Below are 16,454 nucleotides of genomic sequence, written 5' to 3'. Positions count from 1 at the left end.
GTCGGCAACAACGGCGTGATCTCCGCCAAGCTGGGGACCGTGGCCCTCGCCGCCGGCAACGCCATGACGCTCGACGTCGCGGGCAACGGCCTGCTGAACGTCACCGTCGATCAGGGCGCGATGAGCGCCCTGGCGCAGAATGGCGGCCTGATCCAGGCCGATGGCGGCCAGGTGCTGATGACGGCGCAGTCGGCAAGCCAGTTCCTGCGGGCGGCGGTCAACAACACCGGCGTCGTCGAGGCGCGCACCCTCGAGAACCGCAGCGGCACGATCCGGCTGCTGGGCGACATGCAGAACGGCACGACGAACATAAGCGGAACGCTGGATGCCAGCGCGCCCCAGGGCGGCAATGGCGGGGCGATCGAGACCTCGGCCCAGACCGTCAATATCGCGGACGTCGCCAGGATCACCACCGCCGCGCCCCTGGGGCTGACAGGCACCTGGCACATCGATCCGCAGGACTTCACCGTCGGCGGCACCACGGGCAACATCTCCGGCGCCACGCTGTCGGCCCTTCTGGTCACCAACAGCGTGACGATCGACACGGTGGATGCGCCCGACACGACGACGCCCGGCACCCCGCCCACATCCGGCCTTCACTCAACCACACCCGGCAACGGCGACATCAACATCAACGAGGCCGTCAGCTGGACGGCGGCTCCCACCACCACCACGCTGACGCTGAACGCGGCGCGCGACGTGAACCTGAACGCGGCGATCACCGCCACGAACGGCAACTTCGTCGTCTGTTGCGGCCGCGACATCAATCTGAACGCGGCCATCACCACGACCAATGGCAGCGTCCTGCTGAGCGCCGGACGCAACGTGTTCCTGAACCCGGTCGGCTCCATGACGACGACCGATGGAAACGTCACGATTTGCGCCGCGGTGGACATCACGGTGGACGCGGCGATCACCCTCACCGGGGGGGCCGCGATCCCCGCTCAGAGCCTCGGCCTGACCCTCGGCCTGCTGATGATCGCCGGCAATGGCGGCACCGGACCGGGCGTCGCCGGCGGCACGCTGATCTTCGTTCCCCTCGCCCCCCGCACGACCGTCACGGGCCCGAATGCGCCGGTCACCATCAACTACGATCCGGTCTCCTACGCCGCGCCGACCGATTATTCCGTCAATTTCACCCTGACCGGCGGCGCGACGCTGACCCAGCACATGCTCGTGTTCCCCGACGGCGACAAGGTGTTCGACGGCACGACCGCGACAACGCTCACATCCCTCAAGAGCACCCCCGACAGCGGCACCCCAACCGGCGTCACCCTGGTTGCCGGTCCCGACGCCACCGCCGCTTTCGACGACCCGAGCGTCGGGACCGGCATCGGCATCACCTATTCCGGCTACAGCCTTACCGGCCCCAATGCGGCCCTGTACGCCCTGCCGGTTTCCTGCTGCGTGCCAGGGTCAAGAACCGCCGGAACCATAACCCCGGCTATAACACCTCCGCCGACACCAACACCTACGCCGACGCCTACGCCTACGCCTACGCCTACGCCTACGCCGACTCCAACCCCGACGCCAACGCCTACGCCAACGCCGACTCCCACCCCGACGCCTACACCCACGCCGACACCAACCCCCACGCCAACGCCTACTCCGACCCCGACCCCGACTCCGACGCCTACACCGACACCGACACCGACTCCCACGCCGACACCCACGCCAACGCCGACGCCGACTCCCACGCCGACGCCTACACCAACACCGACACCGACACCGACGCCGACTCCGACACCGACACCCACGCCGGCGCCAACCCCCACGCCTACTCCGACGCCGACTCCGACTCCGACTCCGACACCGACTCCCACGCCGACACCCACGCCAACGCCGACGCCGACGCCGACCCCCACACCAACGCCTACACCAACACCGACACCGACACCGACACCGACGCCGACACCGACACCGACGCCGACACCCACGCCGGCGCCAACCCCCACGCCAACGCCTACTCCGACGCCGACTCCGACTCCGACTCCGACACCGACACCCACTCCAACTCCAACTCCAACTCCAACTCCAACTCCAACTCCGACGCCGACTCCCACACCGACACCGACGCCTACGCCGACCCCCACACCAACGCCAACACCAACACCCGCGCCAACTCCGACGCCCACGCCGACACCGACGCCTACGCCCACACCTACGCCGACACCGACGCCTACGCCGACCCCCACTCCGACGCCGACTCCGACACCCACGCCAACTCCGACGCCGACTCCCACACCGACACCGACGCCGACGCCTACGCCGACCCCCACTCCAACTCCGACACCGGCGCCAACCCCCACGCCAACGCCTACTCCGACGCCGACACCAACTCCGACTCCGACTCCGACTCCGACGCCTACACCGACATCAACTCCCACACCGACGCCAACGCCGACACCGACACTGACTCCCACGCCGACCCCAACTCCGACACCAACGCCGACTCCCACACCAACGCCGACACCAACCCCAACGCCAACGCCTACTCCGACGCCGACCCCCACTCCGACTCCGACGCCTACTCCGACGCCGACTCCAATACCGACTCCCACGCCAACGCCGACCCCAACTCCGACGCCAACACCAACCCCAACGCCGACCCCGACTCCGACGCCGACGCCGACCCCCACACCAACGCCAACTCCGACGCCAACACCAACCCCAACGCCGACCCCGACTCCGACGCCTACACCGACACCCACGCCAACGCCGGCCCCAACTCCGACTCCCACGCCAACGCCAACGCCAACGCCGACACCGACACCAACGCCGACAACGCCTTCGACCGTGATATCTGAGGTCCCTTCCCCGGCGATCGAGATGATCGGAGGCGTGGAGTTCGCCGTACTCGGCGGTGGCGTCAGAATGCCGGTCCAGCCGCTAGCGCCAACGCCCGTGGCGACGGCGCCCGTAGCGCCGACGCCCTATGTGGCGCCGGAATATCCGCCCAAGCAGGATCGCTACTAGCGCCCAGGTCCGGTCGGACGCAAAGCGAAGACGCCTTGAAGATCAACACTGGAGTTCGCCTAGCTCTCACAAAAGAGATCGTCCTTCTGGTGCGGAGATAAGCCGGCCCAACGGCTGATCCCGGTCGCGCCGGCGCCCGCGCCAATTCCGTCCTGCTCCATAATGCTACCGACGAGGCGGCAAGCGTCCGCGCGATGCGGCGAGCGGAGCTTTCGCGCCGCGTGACAGCGGCAGGCATCTCGTTCCATACCAGACCGCGGCGTTACCTGCCCGCACTCCTCAATTCCCGGGACTGTTCGGCCTGCGGCTGCCCGCGGACCACGTCTCACAACGAGACGGGAAGCGCCCAAAAATCCGCAATTCGCCTGGCATGGACATTGCTCGGCTGACGGCAGCGGCACGGCGATCGGAATGTCCCGCCGGCAGCGGCCTCAAACGAGCGGCCGTACCGTGCCCATCCGATCGGGCGAGCAAATCGACCGTCATGAGGATCCAAGCCTCATGCCGCTCAAGCGACGACCCGGAGGCCGACCATGTCCAACCGCGTGGCATCGAAGACGATCATGGCGGCGAACCTTTTCCTCGGCTTGCTCGCGGTCGGTTCCATATCCTCTCAAGCAGGAGCGGAGCAACGTTCATATCCCTTTATCGCGGGCGCCTCCTCCGCGCAGACGCAGCCTTCGACGACGTCGCGTCCAAAGCCGGCCAACTTCCTGGGAGAACCCGCGTCCAGCGAGGCGCGGCAAGTGGCGGATTGGGTGCTCGGTACCAGTGACAATCGCGGCTCGCCCTTCGTGATCGTCGACAAGAAGAGCGCCAAGGTTTTCGTGTTCGATGACGAAGGACGGCTCCTCGGCGCCACGCCCGCGCTGCTCGGATCAGCCTTGGGGGACGACTCGGCCCCCGGGATAGGGGACCGGAAATTGTCGGACATCCCCCAGGAGGAGCGCACCACGCCGGCGGGACGCTTCGAGGCTACGCTGGGTCGCGATCTGAGCAAGCAGGACGTTCTCTGGGTGGACTACGACGCAGCCTTGGCGCTGCATCGCCTGTTGGCGGCCAACGTCAAAGAGCGGCGGCGCATGCAGCGGATCGCGACGGCCTCGCCGCTCGACAAACGCATCACCTTTGGCTGCATCGAAGTCCCAGCGAAATTCTACGAGAGCGTCGTGCATCCGACGTTCGCGGGAACACGCGGCATCGTCTATATCCTGCCGGAGATCAGATCAATTCTGGAAGTCTTCTTCACGGCCGCCAACCCGAGCGCCGCCGAGAACCGAAGATTGACCGCCGATTCCCCTGCTGCCATGGGCGCAACGTCCCTCTGAACGCCTTTGAATTTTCGCACCCGATACAAGCCGCGTTGAAGCCCTAAGAGAATAGTACAGCGGGAGAACTCGACGAACCCCGCTCCGCCGGATGAGCATGGATCGCAGCATGCTGTGCCGCAATGGATTCAGTTCGAGGAACGCCTGACGGGAGCCATTGCATCGATCTGCGCTTTTTCAGTGGGCGCCGCGACTTCCGTCAGGCGGCCGTCTCGCAGCAGAAATTTGCGATGGAAGAAACCTGCCGGCACCGGGCGGTGGGTCACGGCAAGGATGGTAGCCCCCGGCAATACGCGGTTTATGACCTCGTATATCCTTGCCTCCGTTTCGCCGTCGAGCTGAGACGTCGCTTCGTCCAGCACCAGGAAGGACGGGCGGGAGTAAAGCGCACGCGCCAACGCCAGGCGTTGGCGTTCGCCGCCGGACAATTTCACGCCGTCTTCGCCCACATGCGTTTCGAGACACAGCGGCTCGTCGCGGAACCGCGCATCGAGTCCGACGAGGTCGAGCAGTTCGCGAATATATCCCTCATCGACTTTTCCTGCTGCATCGTCGAACGCGATATTTTGGGCCAATGTGCCGTCCAGAACGAAAACCTTCTGCGGAACATAAGCAACCGAAGAGACGCGCATCCGGGGCAGCAGTTCCTGTGTCGCGCCATCAATCAGGACAGTCCCCTCGGCCGGAACCACCAGACCCAGGATGGTGTTCAGAAACGTCGTCTTCCCGGCCCCCGACGGCCCCGTGATCACGACCGTTTCGCTCCGGTGCAAGGTGAAATCGAAACCGGACAGGATGGTTTTGCCGTCATAGCCGCAGACGACGTTCTTCAGTTCCATCGTTCTTTCGAACGGCGCGGGAAGATGTCCCTGAGGCCGTTCCGGCAGTTCGGGCGGACGCTGCGACAAATCCGCGAAGATCGAACGCATGTCCGGCCGGTTGACGCGCAGCGCATGGCCGACCGTCATCACGCGCTGGATGGCGGGCGCCAGGCGCAAGGTTGCGGCCGCAAAGAGCGTCAATACCGGGACCGCACCGGACTGCCCCGACGGCATGAAGACGATCAGCACGACGATGGTGCCGACAACGAGAAATTCAAAGACGAAGCGCGGCATGAGCGCGAAGAAACGATCGGCCGCGAGCGCCGTCGCATATTCCCCAGCAACCACACCGAAAGCCGCTGAAAGGAATCTTTCATGTGCCATGAGCATGACGCTGACGATGTCGCCAAGGCTGTCGCTGGCAAGATGCATCATCCGCTCCAGGCCACGCCACCGTTGCCGGCCGCTCGCGACGGACGCCTTGTGTGTAATCCCCTGGTAAACGAACACCGCGAATGCCAGCCATAGTCCCACCGCCAAAGTCGGCAGCGGTTCCAGCACCAGCAGATATAGGAAAATCGCCGCTGCCGCGGTGCCGTCCGCGGCCAGCAACAGTGCTGGAAACAGCAATTCGTGGAACAACCCCGTCGCCGCGACGTGCAGCTTCTGCTGAAGAAGCGGACGCGACCATTGCTGACGCGATCGGTAGGCCGTTCTCAAATAGACCTCGAAGAGCTGCGTCGTGACATTCGCCTGTTGCACGGCAAGCAGGCCAAGCAGCGCGCGCCAAATGGCGGCCAGCATCAGGCTTTTCACAAGGAAAAACGCCAATAGGCAGACGCCGACGAATAGAAGATTGGGGGGCTTTCCGAAAAAGAGTTGCCATGTGGAGCCTTCCGGCGAATTGCCGATCTGATGGCCCAGCAACAAAAGAAAATAAGAACGGAGCAGCAGGACGGACAGAAGCTCGAGCGCCGCTGACAACAGCACCGAGGCAACCGCCGCGGCGGCCCTTCGATAGCCCAGCGCCTGAAGTGCGGCTTGAAACACGCGCGTCATATCGATCGTTCGCGATTGGCGGCGTTCGCATTCGTCCTGGCCAAGAACTCTTTCCTACGGGTGCGATATTTCCGCGTCACGATCGAACCAAGGCTTTCACCGGAGCCATAACCCAGAATATGACGCAGGGCATATCCCCAGACACCGAACAAGCGTGCGCGAAACCCGCCAGGTGCGTGCAAAAAATAGTTGACCAGCATCGACTTCAGGTAAGGCCCGAAAAAACCTTCCGGCCGCATGCGCAGACGCATTTCGAGGCGCTCAAGCGCGCTGGGCTTTGCGTCGGCCAGTTTTTCCAAAACGGTGGCGGGAACTTTCCCGCCGCAGTCATGGATCAAAGCCAGCGCCTTGTGAAAGGACGAAGCGCGGCGATTGGCAATCACATAAGAAAGCACTTTCTCCCAGTCTATCTCCGCACGGTCGAGCAGCAATACGCTGTCAACGACCCATCGGATGGAATGAACTTCGTTCCATTCCGTGCCGTGTTCGATCGTATCGAGCAGCATCCAGTCGAACCCAGGAACACGCCAGCTTCTGTCTTTCCATTCCGCGCTTCGCAGGTTGGCCCAGAAATCCCGATCGACACGCATGTCCCATTGAAACGCGCCACGCTGTCGCCAATGGATATCGACATCCAGGCCGTCGGGTGAGGTGAACGCGAAGGCGCGCAAATAAAGCAGCCTCTCCGCGGTCAGATCGGGATATTTGCGTTTGGGAAGCCAACCGGCTTTTTGAAGCAGGTCAACGATCTTGGGCACCGCCTCCGGTCGCACCATCAGATCGATATCGGCGAACGGCCGCAGGCCAGACTCGCGATAGACGGTGGCCGTGAGCGCAAATCCCTTCAACACGACGAAATCGATGCCAGCCTGCGCGAAGAAGTCGCTTACGTTTCGCGCTGCTCGTTCCAGCTTGGCGCTGGCGGCAACAGCGCGCAGCCTCTCCCGGCGAAGCGGACCGAAACGAGGGTCTTGACCGGCCTTGGCCGATATGCGGCTTGCCAGAAGCGGAAACAGCCGAACATCGCCTTCGTTCACACCGCCTTCGCCAACCTCCGCGGCGTATTCCAGCCACGCGGCGTCACTGTCGCGCCGGCCGACGCAGCCTTCGATCAGCAGACGCTGGCGTGCGGTCGGCCAGCATCCGCTTCCATGTCCGACCACGCGATACATGGATTCAAAACCGGGATATTGGAATGCAGGAGGTGGCGGCAAACATCAAAAATAGCCAGTTGGGTTGTGTCTGAGCCAGTATCGCAAAAAAAACGACCTGCGCAAAATATGACTTTGGAACCTGAAAAACAATCAACCGGCGCGCTGTCGGGAAGTGACGCAGAGCAATTGGCCCAGCAAGGAAATCATGTTAGATGCACAAAGGTTTAGGGGCTTGAGCTATTCGAATGACGACAAAGCTACGCGCAAAGAAATCGGTGGTGCATGAGCAGTTCGGCGACGAGACGGTTATCGTAAATCTCGACACCGGTTGCTACTACAGCGTTCAGGGCGTTGGAGACACGATTTGGGCCTGGGTTGTTGCAAACGGCTCGCGCGATGGCATAGTCCAACGTGTGTTGTCGGAATATTCAGGCGATCCTGTGCGACTGGCACAGCAAACTCAAGCCTTTCTCGATCGGCTAGTGGAAGAAGCGCTGGTCGATCCCATCGCTGCCGAGCTTGGGGACGCTGTGAACGAAAACCATGAAATGGCGGGCGAGAAAAAAGTCTTCGTCGCTCCGTCCATCGAGAAGTATACCGACATGGAAGAGCTGCTTCAGCTCGACCCCGTTCACGAGGTCGACCTCTATGGCTGGCCCGAAGCAAAGAAAGCAACAACCTGATCGCGTCACAAAATGCGCTTCGACACATTGTACGCATGCAGAATTTGACCGCGCCGGGTGCGGCAAAGTACTTCGATGCCGCGCAGGACATTTTCGAGAACGGCGCAAGGCTCAACGGATCGGTGTCCGACTTTTTCTCCATTGCCGGTAAAATCGTTCAAATCAGGAGCAGCCCGGGCGCGATGCGGCGGCACGTCTCGCGCGCGCTCGCACACTTGGCGACGGATGCCGCCGAGCCGGATTTCACGATCTACGCCTGGGATAGCGAGGATAGCGGATTTGGGCCTTTGCGCCCGGCATGGACACTGGACGCCTTTGGTCAGCATGGCCTGATTTCCGGTTTCAACGACGATGGTTTCCATACCGCGATACAGGCCGGGCCGAGCATCTTTCGCATGGTGGATGCAAGGAGATGCCGCGCTATCTACTGGACTCCGTCTGCCGCCGGCTTACCGGTTTGGGAGAAAGGCGCACCGCTGCGGCCTCTGCTTCACGAATGGCTGCGTTCGTGCGACTTGTTGCCGGTCCACGGCGGAGCGATCGGAAATCGCGATGGCGGCGTCCTGCTTGCCGGCGCGGGCGGTACAGGAAAATCCAACCTGTCGCTCTCCGCCATCGCCTCCTCGTTGCTGTACGCCAGCGACGACTTCTGCGTCCTTTCGCAGTCGCCGGCATGGACCGTTCACAGCCTTTATTCCACCGGAAAGCTGGCTGCCGGCGATCTGCATAGGCATCCCTACCTGCAGGGACTTGAAAGCAACGCGGACAGCCTTGATCGCGAAAAGGCGCTGTTCTTCCTCCAGGAACGCTTCCCTGAAAAATTGCTTCGCACCATGCCGCTGCGCGCCATCGTTACTCCGCGCATTGTCCACGATGAAGACAGCCAACTCGTTCCGGCGTCCACGGCGGCCGCGCAAAAAGCGATCGCGACAAGTACGATAGAACTCTCGCCCTGGACGGCGGCATTCACCTTTTCGCGGGTCGCCGCGCTTGTCCGAGCCCTGCCGTGTTATGAGTTGCGCATCGGCCGCCGCCCGAAGGATGCGCTTGCGCAACTGGAGCGGCTTCTGGATCGGTTTGGCCAGGCATAGTCAACGATGGCGAATCCAAGTGCCAGCAAATAGAATTCAAACGACCGGATGGAATCGACCTTCTTGAACAGCAAAAGACCACTGCGCATCGTCTTTCAGAGCAACGCTTTCCTGCCCGATGTCATTGGCGGTATCGAGGTTCTCGCCGCGCATTTTTTGCCCCGGCTGATGGCGCGCGGACATCAGGTGCTGGTCATCACCTCGAGCGTCGGGGGGCAACCGCAGGGGCGCACAAGCTACAACGGCATCGATATTCTCAAGTTGAATTTTGTCGAAGCCCTCATGGATCGGCAGATCGCCACCACGCTGCGCCTGGGCCACGAGGTGGACCGCGCGATTGCCGAATTCGCGCCGGACGTCCTGCACATCAACGACACGAACACGCCGAGTTTTTTCTTCCTGCGGCAACGCGCGATAAAGAATCTGCCGCGCACCCTTACCTTGCATTCGCCGATACGGCAGGCGGGGAGCGACGGCTTGCAAACCCGTCTCGTTCGGGAGGCCGACTGTGTCGTCGCCGTGTCGAACGCAGTGGGAGCGGATGCCATCGCTCACACGCCTGCGATCCGGGAGAAGCTCATCGTCATTCCGAACGCGCTTCCGATGCCGGCATTGGAACCGACCGCGTTGCCCTTCGAGCCGCCGGTCCTGCTTTGCTTGGGCAGGGTCGTCGCGGATAAGGGGTTTGATGTCGCCGTCCGGGCCTTTGCCTTGGCGCGGCAACGTCATACGAGCGCGCAACTCGTCATTTCCGGAAACGGCATTGAAAGGCTGCGACTCGAAGAGATGGTCCGAGAGCTGGACATTGGCCAATATGTTCACTTCACAAAGTGGGTGGAGCCCGAGGCGGTCGCCGAAGCCATCGCAGAGGCGACGGCCGTTCTGATGCCATCGCGCTGGCCCGAGCCGTTTGGGCTGGTCGCCTTGCAGGCGGCACAGATGGCGCGTCCTGTCATCGCTTCGCGCGTCGGCGGACTTCCGGAAGTGATCGAAGATCGGCAGACCGGAATTCTGGTGCCGCCCGACGATCCCTCTGCGCTTGCCGATGCCATCGCGCTATTGTTAAGTGATGCGGCAGCCGCGCGCGAAATGGGGCGGCGGGCGCGCGAGCGGGCAATGTCGGTTTTCGATTTCGATGCGCTGGTGGAAGCGTATGAAACGGCGTACTGGCGCACGCTTCAGATCGCGGGCCAGACGCCGCATTAGGGGACTTTCCAGGCAAGTCATGGCCGACGACGTCAGCGTAATCATTCCGGTATTCAACGGCGCGCGCTACCTCGGCGAGGCCGTCGAAAGCGTTCTCGCCCAGTCGCATCGACCGGCCGACATCATCATCGTCGATGATGGATCCACCGACGCCACCCCGGATGTCGCGAACAGCTTCGGAACAAGAATCCGGTATGTCAGGCAGGACAATGCCGGCCTGAGCGCATCGCGAAATGCCGGGCGCGCACTTGCGAAGACCAGCATCATCGCGTTCCTGGACTGCGACGATCTTTGGCATCCACGCAAGATCGAATGGCAGCTTTCCGCGTTGGCGCGGGAAGCCGGCCCTGCCATGATTTTTGGCCAGGTTGTTCAATTCGTGAGTCCCGATCTTAACACCGAAGAACAAGCTCGGCTGAAATTCGATCCCACGCCCTCGGCCGCGATCTTTGCTTCCGCCCTGCTTTTGCGAAACGCGGATTTCGAATTGGCCGGGCCTTTCGATACCTCCTTGCGGGTCGCGGAATTCATCGAATGGTACGGGCGAGCGCAAGACATCGGAATCAGCACGGTGGTACTGCCCGAAATTGTGTGCCGCCGGCGTTTGCATCGCGACAACATGGGTCGGCGCGACCTTGGGAATCGTGTGGACTTTGCCCGGGTGATGAAGCGCATTATCGACCGCAGACGGCAGCGTGCGTGATGGCGCAGCGGCACGCCGGGGCGGCATGACCAGCCGCAGACTGCCATTCCTGCCAACGCCGGAAGAGGAGCTGCTGCTCAAGAGCATCTTCCTGGATGGGACCGCCGCCATCGAGAGCTGGACCGAATGGCGAAAGCGCACCACCGTCGACGGGCTGGATTTTCCTTCGCAGAGGCTCCTTCCTCTGCTTTACAACCGATTGAACGCGTTGGGCGTCGCTCATCCCGATGTCGAGCGGTACAAAAGCGTTGCGCGATACCGTTGGACGGAAAACCAGCTTCATCTTCGCCAGACAGCGCATCTGCTGGGTCTGTTGAACGGCATCGAAGCGAACGTGCTCCTGCTGGGTGGTTGCGCGCTGGCGCTTTTGTATTATCGCGATCTTGGCCTGCGGCCGGTGGACGATTTCTCGCTCCTGGTGCCGTGGACGTCGGTGACCGAGGTGATGTCCCGGTTTGCGTCCGCAGGATGGAAACCGGAGCGAGACGCGGAAAGCACGGCGTTGCGGCCGAGCGTCATCGTCTTTCATAAGAAGCTGCACGACATCGAGCCCCGATTGCAGCGGCACGTGCTGCGCGATTTCTATCCGGAATATCCGAACGATGGTTTTTGGGGACGGTCGCGGACGATCTCCGTTCAGGACGCATCCGTGCCGACATTGGGCGATACCAGCCAATTCTTTTGCGTATGCGCGCAAGGAACCGGCCCGGACGCAATTTGGGCGCCGCACTGGGTGGCGGATGCGCTCGCGATCCTTCACGGCGCGCAGATCGATTGGCACCATCTCACAAACCAGGTTCGGGTCAGCGGATTGGTTCAACGGTTTCGCTACGCGCTGGCCTACCTCAAGGAGACGTTTGCGGCCGCCATTCCGGATTCCGTCATCGCCGAGTTGGCGGCATCGCCGCTTTCGGCCGCTGACCGGATCGAAGCGATTTTAATGCGTGGGCAGATCTCGCCGGCACTCACGCGCGCGGGCCATGCCTATCTACAGTACCGCCGCAATTCGCGTTTGCCGGGTTCGCCCGCGAGCTTTCTTGGCCACTTTCAAATGCGGTGGGGCCTGTGCTCGCCAACTCATGTCCTGCCGGAAGCTGTGCGCCGGGTCGCACGTCTTTGGCATAAGGCGGCATGAAAAGTGTCCGAGGCATCGTCAGCGCACAGTTCCATCAAATACCGGCCCGACATAGACGGTCTTCGCGCCGTCGCGGTCGTGGCCGTGGTGCTCTATCACTACACCATGAGGCTGGTCCCCGGCGGTTATGTCGGCGTGGACGTGTTCTTTGTCATTTCGGGATATCTCATCACGCAGACGCTGAGCCGCGATCTCGCGAACGGGCGTTTTTCGATCATCGAATTCTACGAGCGGCGCGTCCGCAGGATCGTTCCACCGCTCGTACCCGTATTCCTGTTCGTCGCGGTGGCCAGCTACTTTGTCATGCTTCCGCACAATCTCCTGGAGACTTCGCAGAGCCTGATAACCGCTACGCTCTTTGTGTCGAACTTCTTTTTTTGGAGCCACACGGACTATTTCAACAACGCGGACTATGTTCCGTTGCTCCACACATGGTCGCTCGCCATTGAAGAGCAGTACTATCTTCTCTATCCGCCCATCTTGCTGTTTCTCGCACGCCGCGGCCCACGCGCCGTTCTGGCCGGGATTCTCAGCCTTCTCGTTTTCTCGTTCCTGATTGAAATCTTTCTGACGCATCAAGACCAGGTTGCCGCTTTCTATCTCGGCCCCGCCCGCGCCTGGGAACTGCTACTCGGTGGCCTTCTCGCGCAGGTGCGATCCGGCAATCGCCTCAATGGGATTTCTCGAGAAACGCTGGGTATGGTCGGGTTGTTCGGCATCGGCGCGAGCGTGTTCCTCTATTCAGGCACAATGGTGTACCCCGGCTATGCAGCGATGTTGCCGTGTCTTGCGACCTGCGCGGTGATCTATGCGGGCGCATCCGGCCCAAGCATGGCAAGCCGCGTCTTGTCGTTACCACCTGTCGTGTTCGTCGGCCGTATATCCTATGCCCTCTATCTTTGGCATTGGCCGCTTGGAGTCCTGACATCCGTCTGGCGGTTGGGCAAAGTGTCGCCCGAACTGCATGAAGGATTGCTCGTTGCCGCCGTGATGCTTGCGACGGCATCGACATTTCTGATCGAGCAACCCTTTCGCAAGAGAGGCGGTGTGATCGGACGCAGGCCACTGTTCGCGCTGGCTGGGGCGACGAGCGCGGTTTTTGTGGCGCTGGGGTCGCTGGCGTATTTTGCGGACGGACTGCCGCAACGATTTTCACCCGCCGCCAACGCCTACGCCCAATACGAAGACTATTTCTGGAGTCCGGAAAATCGGAAGGCCTTCAGGATCGGGACATGTTTCAGTGTGGCGCGGGCGCACGAGTTTCGAGCCGACCTTTGCCTGAAAACCGTTGGAGGCAAAAAGAACATCCTTCTGTTCGGCGATAGCCTCGCCGCCCAGTTCGGCCTCGCCGTCGACGAGATGATCGCAAAGCAGAACGGCCACCTTCTTCAGGCTACGCGCGGTGTTTGCCCGCCCTTTGTCCGCAACAGCTTCCCCGTTTTTGACGGATGCCACGAATTCAACGCCAAGATTTACGCATGGATATCGACGCACAAAATCGACGGCGTAATGCTTTCCGCCGATTGGTATCGCTACTCGGCGAACAACCGCGATACCGCGACGCTGCTTTCGGAGCTGCGTGCGACCATCGATTTCCTGCGCAAAGAGCATATTCCCGTATTTCTGATCGGGCCGACATTTCGATACTCGGCGGCGCTCCCCATCATTCTCGCGCGTTACGCCGAGTCCGGCGACGAGCCCAAGTTGCGGCCTTCCAACTTCCTGGATCCGGGTTCCGATGTCCTGGACCGCGCAATGAAGGCCGCGTTTGGCGCGGTTCCCGGCGTGGCCTACATTTCCTTGATCGATCGAATTTGCAAGGCGAAGCCGTGTCCGTTTCTGGCCGACGGCAATATTCCCTTTCAGGGCGATTCCACGCATCTGACGCTTGCCGGAGCTCGTTTCGTATCCGCCGTCGCCTTGGAGCCCGACCTTGCCCGCGTCTTGCACGGGCCAGCCGCTTTTTGATTAGAGCGGTACGTGCACCCGATATGCCCTCGTTCCCGAAGAGCGTATCTCGATCAGAAGGTCCAGCTTACGCCGGCTTTGATCGCATGATCCTGCGCGCGTCACTTGGCCGACGCACCCATTCCGGGTTTGCGGATCGGGCATCCGTGTCACCAGAGCGGGAGCCGGCGACATGGCAAGCGATCATTCGGAAATCTAGCGGACGGCCGCCGGCACTTGGCCCGGCATGTCGCTAAACCGGAGCGGCGGCTCAAACAGTGGAGGTTCGGTCAACCACGGCGCAAATACAGGCCAAAGAAACAGTTACTGTTTCACGAGCACGCGCACATCTTTCTCGTTGTCGTGCCCCGCATTCCACAAGGTGTCTGTGAAGGAGCGACCGTCCGGCGAAAGTTCCTCGATTGCCGTCTCGATGACCTGGTCGCTATCGCGGCAGGTGAACAGGAGCTTGCGTGGACCGAGCCGCCGCCACGCAAAAGTTCGCCGCAACGGCTGCTGCGGACCGAGAAGGGGTCGGGAGCGTCCATCCACGCGCCCTCGAATAAGCTCGCCGGTGGCCGGTAGAAACCACGTCATCGTTCCGTCGTCAGCGGTCGAGATCACAAAATGCGGCCGTGACGTCGTGGCCACGGCTTTGACGGGCGAGGACGGTCTCAATGGTTGCGTGTCGGAAGGCACGTCCGCAGGCTGATTCCATTTGCCATCGAAACCGTTGCCGGATCCCACGCGCAACGCGAATATGGACGATGTCGTTTCTCGACCGTCCGGATACACATACGTGTCGCTGCCGGTGAGGCGATTGCCGTCGGGCGACAGAATGCGATGCCAGCGTTCCATGTCCCGGCCATATCCACGCTCGACGATGTCGAGCAGGTTGCCCGCCACGCTCGCGACCACACTGAAGCCCGGAGCACGCGGCTCCGGCCAAGGCCGGCCATCGGTGCGGAAATTATAGTTAGAACTGCCATCGTCGTAGCGCCAGGTCCCGTCGGCCCCCTGAGCCAGCGTGAAGCTGTGGTCGGCATAATGACTGGCGCCATCATCGAGCACCCACAGACCGTCCCAGGCACTCGCCGCGATCCCGGGCTGTACTCCCAGAGCGCTGACAATCAGCGCGGCTGCCGTTGCAGTCCAAAATCTCTTCACGATCGCTCTACCGCAACTGAAGTTCTGCCAGCGTGCGGACCGCGAGGCGAACGCACTGCGTCTGGCTGCGGACGTCCATCTTCGCGAATACCGACTTGAGATGGAATCGGGCGGTATGCAGCGTTATGCCGGCTTGTTCGGCATAGTCACGCAGTTCGGCTCCATTCACCAGTGCCACCACCAACTGAGCACCGCGAGCCGTCAATCCAAATACGTCCGACAGGACCTTTTCAGACGATTGTGTTTGCCTTGCGGGATCGGCGATCGTCAGTATTACGCCCCGTCTTTCGCCGCCGCCAGTCAATCCAAAGCCGATCGGCAGTGGAGAGACGAGAACCGCATAGCGGCGCGCGGCGTTTCGACCGGGAGCGCGCGCGATCCCTCCCGCGCCGCCGGCCAGCACGTCTTTCTGCAGGGCATCAAGCCTCGCATCGGCGGCGCTGTTCAGCGCGCGAAGATGACCTTCGCGCGACAGCCGCAAGCCGTCGGCCCGCGCAGCAATGTCGCGCGCCACCGTGTTGACGTGAAGGACGACGCCTTCCGAATCCAGAACGATCAATCCGACCGCCAACCGGTCGATCGCGCCGGCCAAAGCCGTGGCCTGCATGCTTTGCCGTTGCAGCAACCGGCGCAGCTGAAAGGCGCGCGCCATATGCGGCAGCGCATTTTCCAGAATGGCCGTTTCGCGATCCGAGAAGGGGTGGCGCTCGCGATCGCGGTGGATGCTCACAAGGCTGATGCCGTTGGAGATATCGACCAGCCTTCCGCCCATGCAATCGGTCAGCCCCAAGGGCCGCAGGAACTCGTTATAGACGGCGCTGGTTCTCAGATAGTCGCTCGAGAACAGCTGGTTTGTGCTGATCACGTTACAGGCGGCGTGCCGCGAAAACTCGACCGGCGCGGGATCGAGCCCGATGAAATCGCGCACATAGCGATCCATGACGTCATTCGTCCACGCGCCGCAATTGGCCGAGATCACCGGCGTCGGGATCGAGGGATCGAATATACCGAAATTTGCCGAATCGGCGTTGCACAAGACGCGCAGCTTTTCGACGGCGTGTGCCCATCCACCGGGATCGGCGGCGGCGGCGTAGAACGCGCCGACCGTGTCAAGCAGATCTTGATCTTGCATCGAAGCCCCCCAAGGCAACGTTGTACGATATCTCAAGACTACTCGATCGGGT

The 16,454-nt window shown here is 62.0% G+C and carries 14 protein-coding genes; 8 read left to right on the top strand and 6 right to left on the bottom strand.

What is annotated here, in order from left to right; genetic code table 11:
- Positions 1-110: 110 nt before the first annotated feature.
- Positions 111-587 (bottom strand): hypothetical protein, encoded by a 477-nt coding sequence (locus WDM86_03455; GenBank protein ID MEI9989072.1) that lies wholly within the window; start codon positions 585-587, stop codon positions 111-113.
- Positions 588-596: 9 nt separating this feature from the next.
- Complete coding sequence (locus WDM86_03450) at positions 597-896, bottom strand: hypothetical protein (GenBank protein MEI9989071.1); 300 nt, start codon at positions 894-896, stop codon at positions 597-599.
- Here WDM86_03450 and WDM86_03445 point away from each other — a divergent pair.
- Together WDM86_03445 and WDM86_03440 are read left to right on the top strand one after the other, a co-directional pair.
- On the top strand, positions 879-2,807 hold the full coding sequence (locus WDM86_03445; GenBank protein MEI9989070.1) for a hypothetical protein: 1,929 nt from the start codon (positions 879-881) through the stop codon (positions 2,805-2,807). The two genes, WDM86_03450 and WDM86_03445, sit on opposite strands and share 18 nt — an antisense overlap.
- A 702-nt stretch (positions 2,808-3,509) precedes the next feature.
- Positions 3,510-4,304, top strand: a complete 795-nt coding sequence (locus WDM86_03440) for a hypothetical protein (protein MEI9989069.1) — start codon at positions 3,510-3,512, stop codon at positions 4,302-4,304.
- Between the two features lie 128 nt (positions 4,305-4,432).
- Here WDM86_03440 and WDM86_03435 read toward each other — a convergent pair whose 3' ends face one another.
- Both WDM86_03435 and WDM86_03430 read right to left on the bottom strand, forming a co-directional pair.
- On the bottom strand, positions 4,433-6,184 hold the full coding sequence (locus tag WDM86_03435) for an ABC transporter ATP-binding protein (GenBank protein ID MEI9989068.1): 1,752 nt from the start codon (positions 6,182-6,184) through the stop codon (positions 4,433-4,435).
- Positions 6,181-7,356: a nucleotidyltransferase family protein gene (locus WDM86_03430; GenBank protein ID MEI9989067.1), complete on the bottom strand. Its 1,176-nt coding sequence runs from the start codon at positions 7,354-7,356 to the stop codon at positions 6,181-6,183. The genes WDM86_03435 and WDM86_03430 overlap by 4 nt, the downstream gene beginning before the upstream one ends.
- A gap of 227 nt (positions 7,357-7,583) precedes the next feature.
- Here WDM86_03430 and WDM86_03425 point away from each other — a divergent pair, with 227 nt between their 5' ends.
- From WDM86_03425 to WDM86_03400, 6 genes are read left to right on the top strand one after another with little or no spacing between them, the layout of a single operon-like run.
- A complete protein-coding gene (locus tag WDM86_03425) occupies positions 7,584-8,021 on the top strand; it encodes a PqqD family protein (GenBank protein MEI9989066.1) in 438 nt (145 codons plus the stop codon).
- A gap of 35 nt (positions 8,022-8,056) precedes the next feature.
- Positions 8,057-9,112 (top strand): hypothetical protein, encoded by a 1,056-nt coding sequence (locus WDM86_03420; protein ID MEI9989065.1) that lies wholly within the window; start codon positions 8,057-8,059, stop codon positions 9,110-9,112.
- A gap of 48 nt (positions 9,113-9,160) precedes the next feature.
- Complete coding sequence (locus tag WDM86_03415) at positions 9,161-10,318, top strand: glycosyltransferase family 4 protein (protein ID MEI9989064.1); 1,158 nt, start codon at positions 9,161-9,163, stop codon at positions 10,316-10,318.
- A 19-nt stretch (positions 10,319-10,337) separates the two neighbouring features.
- Positions 10,338-11,021, top strand: a complete 684-nt coding sequence (locus WDM86_03410; protein ID MEI9989063.1) for a glycosyltransferase family A protein — start codon at positions 10,338-10,340, stop codon at positions 11,019-11,021.
- Positions 11,014-12,156 (top strand): nucleotidyltransferase family protein, encoded by a 1,143-nt coding sequence (locus WDM86_03405; GenBank protein ID MEI9989062.1) that lies wholly within the window; start codon positions 11,014-11,016, stop codon positions 12,154-12,156. Before WDM86_03410 ends, WDM86_03405 begins: the two co-directional genes overlap by 8 nt.
- Before the next feature lie 3 nt (positions 12,157-12,159).
- On the top strand, positions 12,160-14,124 hold the full coding sequence (locus WDM86_03400; protein MEI9989061.1) for an acyltransferase family protein: 1,965 nt from the start codon (positions 12,160-12,162) through the stop codon (positions 14,122-14,124).
- A gap of 303 nt (positions 14,125-14,427) precedes the next feature.
- Here the strand turns inward: WDM86_03400 and WDM86_03395 are convergent, their stop codons facing one another.
- Together WDM86_03395 and WDM86_03390 are read right to left on the bottom strand one after the other, a co-directional pair.
- Positions 14,428-15,270: a hypothetical protein gene (locus WDM86_03395; GenBank protein ID MEI9989060.1), complete on the bottom strand. Its 843-nt coding sequence runs from the start codon at positions 15,268-15,270 to the stop codon at positions 14,428-14,430.
- Positions 15,271-15,277: 7 nt separating this feature from the next.
- On the bottom strand, positions 15,278-16,402 hold the full coding sequence (locus WDM86_03390; protein ID MEI9989059.1) for a LuxR C-terminal-related transcriptional regulator: 1,125 nt from the start codon (positions 16,400-16,402) through the stop codon (positions 15,278-15,280).
- Positions 16,403-16,454 lie beyond the last annotated feature (52 nt).

Source organism: Rhizomicrobium sp., assembly GCA_037200045.1.
Classification (GTDB): Bacteria; Pseudomonadota; Alphaproteobacteria; order Micropepsales; family Micropepsaceae; genus Rhizomicrobium.
The sequence above is the reverse complement of the archived record's forward strand: the minus strand, read 5'-3'. Positions and strand labels throughout refer to the sequence as shown.